Source organism: Streptomyces sp. ATLC9 (genome assembly GCF_057196705.1).
On sequence record NZ_JBXUOY010000255.1, the window covers coordinates 1 to 7,395 of the forward strand.

The window sequence follows — 7,395 nt, forward strand, 5'->3', positions numbered from 1 at the left end:
CGCGGCCGCCGCCCGCCCCCCCCCCCCCCCCCGCCCCCCCCCCCGGCCCCCCCCCGGGGCAACGCGGAACGCAGCAGACCATGAGGAGGAACCACATGTCCGGCACGCCGCAGGAACGGATCGACGCGGTCGGCCAGCGCGTCTTCGAGCTGTTCGGGGCCGTGGCCGCCGCTCCCGACGACGTGGAGACGGGGCGGGCGGCCGACGAGGCGCTCAGGGAGCTCGACCGGCTGCTCGACGGGGAACGGCCCGAGGCGACGCGCCCGTAGCGCTCGGCGAGGGATGTCAGGGGCCGCCCGGCTCAGGCCGGCGGCCCCTGCCTGGTGCGCTCAACCGCCTCCCACAGGTACCAGGACGCCACCGTGCGGTACGGCTGCCACAGCGCGCCCCGCTCATCGATCTCCGCCCGCCCGGGCAACTCCCTCCCGCCGAACGCGAGCGCGAAGCCGTTGCGGATGCCGTAGTCGTCCAGCGGAAGCACGTCCGGGCGGCCCAGCCGGAACATCAGGAACATCTCGGCCGTCCACCGGCCGACGCCCCGTACCGAGGACAGCCGGCGCACCACCTCCTCGTCCTCCATCCCCCGGATCGCCTCCAGCTCGGGGACCCGGCCGGAGACGACCTTCTCGGCCAGGTCCCGCAGGGAGGCCAGCTTCGGCCGCGACAGGCCCGCGCCGCGCAGCCGCTCGTCGGACGCGCCGAGGACCAGCTCGGGCAGCAGCACCCCGCCGGTCTCCGGGAACAGCGCGCACACCCGGCGGTGGATCGTGGCCGCGGCCTTCGCCGCGAGCTGCTGGTAGACGATGGCCTCGGCGAGCGCGGCGAACAGACTCGCCGCCGAGTTGAGCCGCATGGCGAACGGGCCGGCCTCGTCGATGAGTCCGGCCAGGCCAGGGTCCGAGCCGCGGAGGTAGGCGATCGCCACGGCCGGGTCGAAGGGAAATCCGTGGTCCGTCCGGTCCGCGGCCGGCGCCGGGGCGCCGTTCGCGCCGGCCCGCTCGATCGCCAGCAGTCCCGTTTTGGTCGCCACGCCCCGGTACGCGGAGAAACCGCCGGGCCGGCCCCCGGCGGAGACGACACGGTGGCAGGGCACGAGCAGCGCGAAGGGGTTCCGGCCCAGCGCCTGGCCCACGGCCCGCGCGGCCCCCGTCCGCCCGAGGCGCTCTGCGACCTCGCCATAGGTGAGCGTCGTGCCCGAGGGGATGGCCCGGGCGGTCTCGTAGACCCGCCGGCGGAACTCGGGCACGCCGGTCATGTCCAGTTCCACGGACGCCAGGTCGGCCGGCTCGCCGCGCAGGTGCCGCGTGATGGCGTCGACGGCCCGCCGCACCGGGGCCGGCGGTTCCGCCCGCCGGGCGTCAGGCACCGTGCCCGCCAGGCGCTCGCTCGTTCCGGCCGTGCTGCCCTCCGGGAGCTGCACGCAGACGACTCCGCGTCCGCCCCAGGCGATTCCGCACCGGCCGAGGGCGGTGTCGAACAGTGTGAATCCGTGTTCCGTCATGCCTTGTGCCGCCCGTTCCCGTTCTTCCGTGAAATCCTACGGCGCCGGTGCTCGAGCACCGCTTGACCACCGCCTGACCGCCTGAAACCGGAATGGGAGGTGGGGATATGTTGCCGACCTGCCGCTTGCCGCTCACAACGCCGGTTCCGGTGGGCCGGACCCACCGGACGACATCAGGAGGCGCAGACGCAGAACTCGTTCCCGTCCAGGTCGTTCAGCACGACCCAGCCGTCGTACTTCGCCACCTCGGTGGCGCCCAGGCCCTTGATGCGCTCGACCTCCTTCTCCAGTTCGTCGGTGAAGAAGTCCAGGTGCAGTCGGTTCTTGCCCTGGCGCTTCTCCGGGACCAGCTGGAGGGACAGACCGACCGCCTTCTTGTCGGGGTCCTCGAAGTAAACGGTGGTCTCGTCGGACGACGAGACGTTGTACCCCGTCACCGCCTTCCAGAAATCGGAAGCGCGCCCGAGGTCCTTGGTGTCGACACAGACGTTGCCGATCTGAACGGTCACTGGAGGTCCTCCTTGGACACTCTTGCGAATATTGCGACACAACACAGCGGCACCGACCGCGCCGGCGCCGCCGGCGTGGATTCTTACAGGATTCTCGGGGCCTGCGCACGCAGGAGATCGATGGCCTCCGGCAGGCCCATGTACGCCAGACGAGATTCGGCCAGTTCGTCATTCCAGCGAGCCGCGAGGTCCCACCGGGACTGAGGGGTGGTGTCGAGCATCAGGCAGCCCGGGAACAGCTCGAAGTCGCGCAGCCGGTCCCGGTGCTGGAGCATGCCCTCCTGGAAGAGCTCCTCGCGGTGCATCACGAACTCGCGGTCGTTGATCTCGCCCCACAGCTCGCGGCCGCGCCGCAGGATGCCCAGCACGTGGTCCCGGTCCTCCGGGTGCTTGAGCAGGTGTTCGCGCACGATGGAGCTTCCGACGGCCAGGTGGCGGATCTCGTCGATCGCCGCACCGCGGGCGATCTCGCCGGCGACCGGGTCGAGCACGCCCCACTTGCGCTCGCTGAGCTCCGTCGACGCGGCGAGCACACCCTCGATGATGATGGCGAACGCCACCACGCCGCCGATGAAGTCGCCCTCCTCGCGGGTGACGGTCCGGGCGAACTCCTTGATGGGCGTCAGGACCTGCTTCTCGTACTCGGCGCCGGTCCTGCGGACCCAGGGCATCAGGTCCTCCGCGGGCACCCCGAGGTTCAGCAGGTGGTTGCGGAAGATCATGTGGTGCCGGGCCTCGTCCATCAGCTGGGTGGAGAAGAACTCCAGCTCGGGGATGCCGGGGGCGGTGGCCACGTAGTCGGCGAGCACCCGGGTGGCGGCCTCCTCGTCCAGAGCCCGGTAGGCCAGCTCCAAGCGCAGCGCCTCGCGCAGCGGTCCGGGCTCGCGCATGTAGTCGGGGGTGACCACCGACGGGTCGTACCCCAGGGGACGGTCACGCAGGGTTCCCTGGGCCACTGCGGAGAACCAGTAGGCCAGGTCGCACTGGTCCGCGGTCAGGGCCAGCGAGCCGGCTCCGTCCAGCAGGCCGGGGGCCTCGTCCCAGTCGGCCTCGACCGGTGTCTCAGCGGTCATCGAGATTCGCTCCTCGTGTGTCTCGGGTGTTGGCGGGGATGCCGGGCGCCTGCGGCGCGTCAGAGGTCGGTGGTGCCGGGGGCCGGCGAGGTCTCCTGGCACAGCCCTCCGGCGAAGGAGAGAAGCGGGTCGCCGGTCCCCGGCGCCCCGGCGATCACCTCGGCGGTGATCAGGTCGTGGTCTCCGATCTGCTGGCTCCCCAGGTAGGCGCACGCCATGTGGGCCAGGGAGCCGCCGAGCAGCGGAGCGCCGGTGTAGCGGTCCGCGCTCCAGACGACACCGGTGAACTGGGCGTCGCCCCGGCCCCGGTCGGGCGAGGCGAACCAGCGCGCCACGGCGGCCTGTTCGGAGGAGAGGACATTGACCGAAAACGAACCCGACTTGCGGGCCAGCTCCGTGAAGCCCGACGAGAGCCGCAGACAGGCGCCGAGCACCAGCGGGACACGGGATATGGCCACCAGCGAACTGACCGTGGTGCCGTGCAGCAGACCGTCGCCGTTGACCGTCAGCACGGTGACGCCGGAGGCCAGGCAGCGCAGCGCGCGGCGGCTCGTCGCGCTGTCCGTGGACTGCTGGACTCCGGCTGTCGCCAGCTCGCCGGACCCGGCCGCGCCGGAAACGGAACTCAAAGCGTCGCTCCCTGCCTGACCTCCGCGGCTTCGGGTGCCGCGGGTCCGGGCACGGGTCCGGTCACCTGGGAGCGCAGCCGCAGCTGGCCGGCGATCCTCTCGTACAGCGGGTCGGTGCCCACCGGCTCGAACGGGAGGCCGAACGGCTTGAGGAAGTTGCCGAACAGCCCGCGGTCGCCGAACACATGGAACGGGATGGCCAGCAGCGCCCATTCCGGGCCGACCAGCCACAGCCACAGACCCACCACCGCGGCCTGTGTGATCAGACTGTGCATGGTGTTGTAGAGGATGTAGTAGACCTTGGGGATGCGGCCGTCGGAACTCCGGCGGAACGCGATCGCTCCGGGTATGTAGCCGAAGAGGTCTATGTAGGCGAACAGCGCGATGAAGGGAATCCAGCGGATCTCCCCGAAGTGAACGATGATGAGTATGATCGACAGGGCGAAACCGACGAGGTACTCCGCTCTGTGCAGGCGGAAAGTGTTCCGTGTCTCGAACGGGTTCTTCTGGTCCATGGTCTCCTCCGTAAGCCGTCACACGGCCGGTGACTTCCGGGGCGTGCCTCCGGCGTTCCCGTCCGGGGCCGCCGATCAGGACAGCCGCAGCGGTTTTCCTTCGAAGTACTCGGTCAGTTCGGTGGCGAGGCTGGCCCGCGACGGCGGGTGGAAGGCCAGCGCCCGCACGGCCGAGGCCATGTAGGCCACGTCGGGCGAACCGACGAAGGCCATGCCGCCCAGCAGTTCGGTCGCGGCGTCCACCGCGGCGGCGAGCAGGTCCTGGGTGGCGTAACGGGCCACCAGGACCGCCGCGACGGCCTCGTCGCCGTCCATACCGTCGGCGACGGCGCGCGCCGCCCCCTCCTGCAGGTCCACCGCCGCCTGCAGGCGCACACCCAGCCCCGCCCGGGCGCTCTCGCTGCCGCGGCCGGTGGCGATGACCTGGGAGACGAGCGTTGCCGCGGCGCCGGTGTACGCGGAGGTGACCAGCAGCTCGAACCAGGTGAAGCCGGCCGTCTGCAGGTCGTCGAGGCGCTTCTGGTCCTCCGGGGTGCTGCTGATGACCAGTTCCTCGGGCACCCTGACGTTCTCCAGCCGCACCAGATCGCTCTGGGCCGCCGCGAGGACGGGGGTCGACCAGAACGGCTCGACGCTGATGCCGGGGGAGTCCGCCGGGATCAGCAGCAGGGCCAGGCTCGGCCGTCCCCGCTCGTCGCCGACCGTGACGCTGGCGGTCAGCAGGTCCATGGAGCGCGACAGGCTGCACGGCTTCTTCTCGCCGTTGACCAGGTAACCGTCCTCGGTCCGCTCGGCGACCACCGCGGGCAGCAGGATGTTCTGGTCGGTTCGTCCCTCGGCCCACGCGGACGACAGCAGGAGCCCGTCCGCGGCGACCGTGGACAGCAGCTTCATCTGGGCTTCCGTGAGCCGGTCGGCGTTCCGCGCCAGGCTGAACAGCATGGCGACGGTGAAGTGGTGCATCACCGTCGCCACACCCAGCGAGGGCGACAGGGAACCCAGGGCGCGCTGCACGCGCACGGCGTCGAGAGGGCCGGCGGCCAGGCCGCCGAACCCGGTGGGCACCAGCAGCCCGGCGCCCGCGTGGGAACGGAAGACCTCGATGACACGGCTGTCCGCGGCTTCGCGCTCCGCCAGTGGAACGCGCTCCACGGCGTCCAGCAGGCCCGGGTGGAACTTCTCGCACGTATCGCGTGCGGTGCTGAGGAAACGCATGTCGGACTCTCCCTGAAGGATGGGGGCTGAGCTGGCGTGAGTGAGAGAACCGCCTGCCTCGGGCACGGCCGAAATCCGTCGGCGATATCCGACGCGGGAAGGGAGGGGAGACGTCGTCGGTAACCGGCCACCGACGAGAAGCGAGTATGGCAGCAGCCGACTGATGCCGGACTGACACTCAACTGATTCTTGATTCGGTCCACATAGTGGTTCCAGCGGTCAGCGAGCGGTCAGCAATATGCAATATCTTCGGGAAAATGATCCCCGATGAGACGGAACTCCTGACGTACGCGGCCGGTCAGGCCATGGACTACCTGGCGGGACTGCCGACGCGCCGCGTCGGCGCCACCGCCGGAGCCGAGGAGCTCACGAAGTTGTTGGGCGGTCCGCTGCCGGAGGCGCCCACCGCACCTGCCGAGACCGTCGAGCTGCTGACCCGAGCTGCCAACGAGGGCGGTGTGGTGGCCAGTTCGGGACCACGCTATTTCGGCTACGTCGTCGGCGGCACCCTGCCCGTGGCACTCGCGGCGGACTGGATCGCCGGCGCCTGGGACCAGAACAGCGGTGTGTTCGACCTCGGGCCCGCCGTGGCCACGGCCGAACACATCGCCGCCGGCTGGCTCGTCGACATTCTGGGCCTGCCCGCCGGGACGTCCGTGGGGTTCCCGACCGGCTGCGCCATGGCCCACGTGACCGCCCTCGCGGCCGCACGCCACCAGGTCCTCACCGACGTCGGCTGGGATGTCGAGCGCCGCGGCCTGCGCGAGGCGCCGCGGGTCGACGTGGTCGTCGGCGAGCAGCGCCACCTCACGGTCGACCTGGCCCTGCGCCATCTGGGTTTCGGCACCGACCAGTTGCGCGTGGTGCCCGCCGACGACGAGGGCCGGATGCGGCTGGACGAGCTGGAGTCGGTCCTCGCCGGCTGCGACGGTCCGACGATCGTGTGCGCGCAGGTCGGGGACGTGAACACTGGGGCGATCGACCCCGTCGGTGAGATCTGCGACCTCGCCCACCGTCACGGTGCCTGGGTCCATGTGGACGGCGCGTTCGGCATGTGGGCCGCGGCGAGCCCCGCGCTGCGTCATCTGGTCGCCGGGATCGAGCGGGCCGACTCGTGGGCGACCGACGCCCACAAGTGGCTCAACGTGCCCTACGACTGCGGGCTGGTATTCGTGGCCCGCCCACACGCGCACCGCACCGCGATGCTCCACGCCCGCACCGACTACCTGCCGCCCGGTACCCCGGCGGAGCGCGATCCCATCGAGTGGGTCGCCGACTTCTCCCGCCGGGCGCGCAGTCTGCCGGTGTGGGCGGCCCTGCGCTCGCTCGGCCGCTCCGGGGTGGCCGATCTGATCGACCGGTGCTGCGCCAACGCACGCCGCTTCGCGGAACTGCTCGACGCGCTGCCGGGGGCCGAGGTGCTCAACGAGGTCACCCTCAACCAGGTGCTGGTGCGCTTCGGCGACGACGACGGGATCACCCAGGACGTGATCGCCCGCCTCCAGGCCGGCGGGGTCTGCTGGTTCGGCGGGACCAGGTGGGGCGGGCGTGCCGCCATGCGTGTCTCGGTCATCTCCTGGCGCACCACGGCCGCGGACGTGGGCCGGACCGCCGAGGAGATCAGCAATGCCGTGGCCGCGGCGACGGCGACCGCAAGTCCCGATCCACGCACCGTGTAAGCGTAAGGAAGCACGTCATGACCGAAAGTGATCCACACACGGAGCCCGACAGCGGACAGGCGGCCCACCGGGGACCGCCCTCGCCCTCCGGCAGCGCGGCGCCGCCGCGCTCCGCCCCGGCCGCATCGTGCTGTCCGCGGTGACGGTCCTCATCTCCGACGCCGCGGCCACCCGGCGGCAGCGGCTCCCCGGCCGGCCGCTGTCCCGCGGCGTGCCCGTGGCGGCCCCGGGCCGCCCACACCCTCCCGCCGGTGCGCATGCCGCAGTCCGCCCC

General features: G+C 71.5%; 8 protein-coding genes. 2 read left to right on the forward strand and 6 right to left on the reverse strand.

Translation table 11 applies throughout. The features are described 5' to 3' along the window. Positions 1-95: 95 nt before the first annotated feature. Positions 96-269, forward strand: a complete 174-nt coding sequence (locus AC2CJA_RS21585) for a hypothetical protein (RefSeq protein ID WP_484604329.1) — start codon at positions 96-98, stop codon at positions 267-269. Between the two features lie 32 nt (positions 270-301). On the opposite strand, the gene AC2CJA_RS21590 is transcribed toward AC2CJA_RS21585, so the two are convergent. From AC2CJA_RS21590 to AC2CJA_RS21615, 6 genes are all read right to left on the reverse strand, one after another. Continuing rightward, positions 302-1,501: a methylated-DNA--[protein]-cysteine S-methyltransferase gene (locus tag AC2CJA_RS21590; protein ID WP_484604330.1), complete on the reverse strand. Its 1,200-nt coding sequence runs from the start codon at positions 1,499-1,501 to the stop codon at positions 302-304. Positions 1,502-1,674: 173 nt separating this feature from the next. Further along, positions 1,675-2,010, reverse strand: coding sequence for a VOC family protein (locus AC2CJA_RS21595; protein WP_484604331.1), 336 nt, complete (start codon positions 2,008-2,010; stop codon positions 1,675-1,677). 83 nt (positions 2,011-2,093) lie between these two features. Further along, entirely contained in the window at positions 2,094-3,083 is a 990-nt protein-coding gene (locus AC2CJA_RS21600) for a VlmB-like protein (protein ID WP_484604332.1), read from the reverse strand. A 59-nt stretch (positions 3,084-3,142) separates the two neighbouring features. Continuing rightward, positions 3,143-3,712 (reverse strand): flavin reductase family protein, encoded by a 570-nt coding sequence (locus tag AC2CJA_RS21605; protein WP_484604333.1) that lies wholly within the window; start codon positions 3,710-3,712, stop codon positions 3,143-3,145. Continuing rightward, a complete protein-coding gene (locus tag AC2CJA_RS21610; protein ID WP_484604334.1) occupies positions 3,709-4,227 on the reverse strand; it encodes a hypothetical protein in 519 nt (172 codons plus the stop codon). The genes AC2CJA_RS21605 and AC2CJA_RS21610 overlap by 4 nt, the downstream gene beginning before the upstream one ends. Positions 4,228-4,302: 75 nt before the next feature. Beyond that, positions 4,303-5,442, reverse strand: coding sequence for an acyl-CoA dehydrogenase (locus tag AC2CJA_RS21615; RefSeq protein ID WP_484604335.1), 1,140 nt, complete (start codon positions 5,440-5,442; stop codon positions 4,303-4,305). 257 nt (positions 5,443-5,699) lie between these two features. Here AC2CJA_RS21615 and AC2CJA_RS21620 point away from each other — a divergent pair, with 257 nt between their 5' ends. Then, entirely contained in the window at positions 5,700-7,121 is a 1,422-nt protein-coding gene (locus tag AC2CJA_RS21620; RefSeq protein ID WP_484604336.1) for a pyridoxal phosphate-dependent decarboxylase family protein, read from the forward strand. Positions 7,122-7,395: the final 274 nt, after the last annotated feature.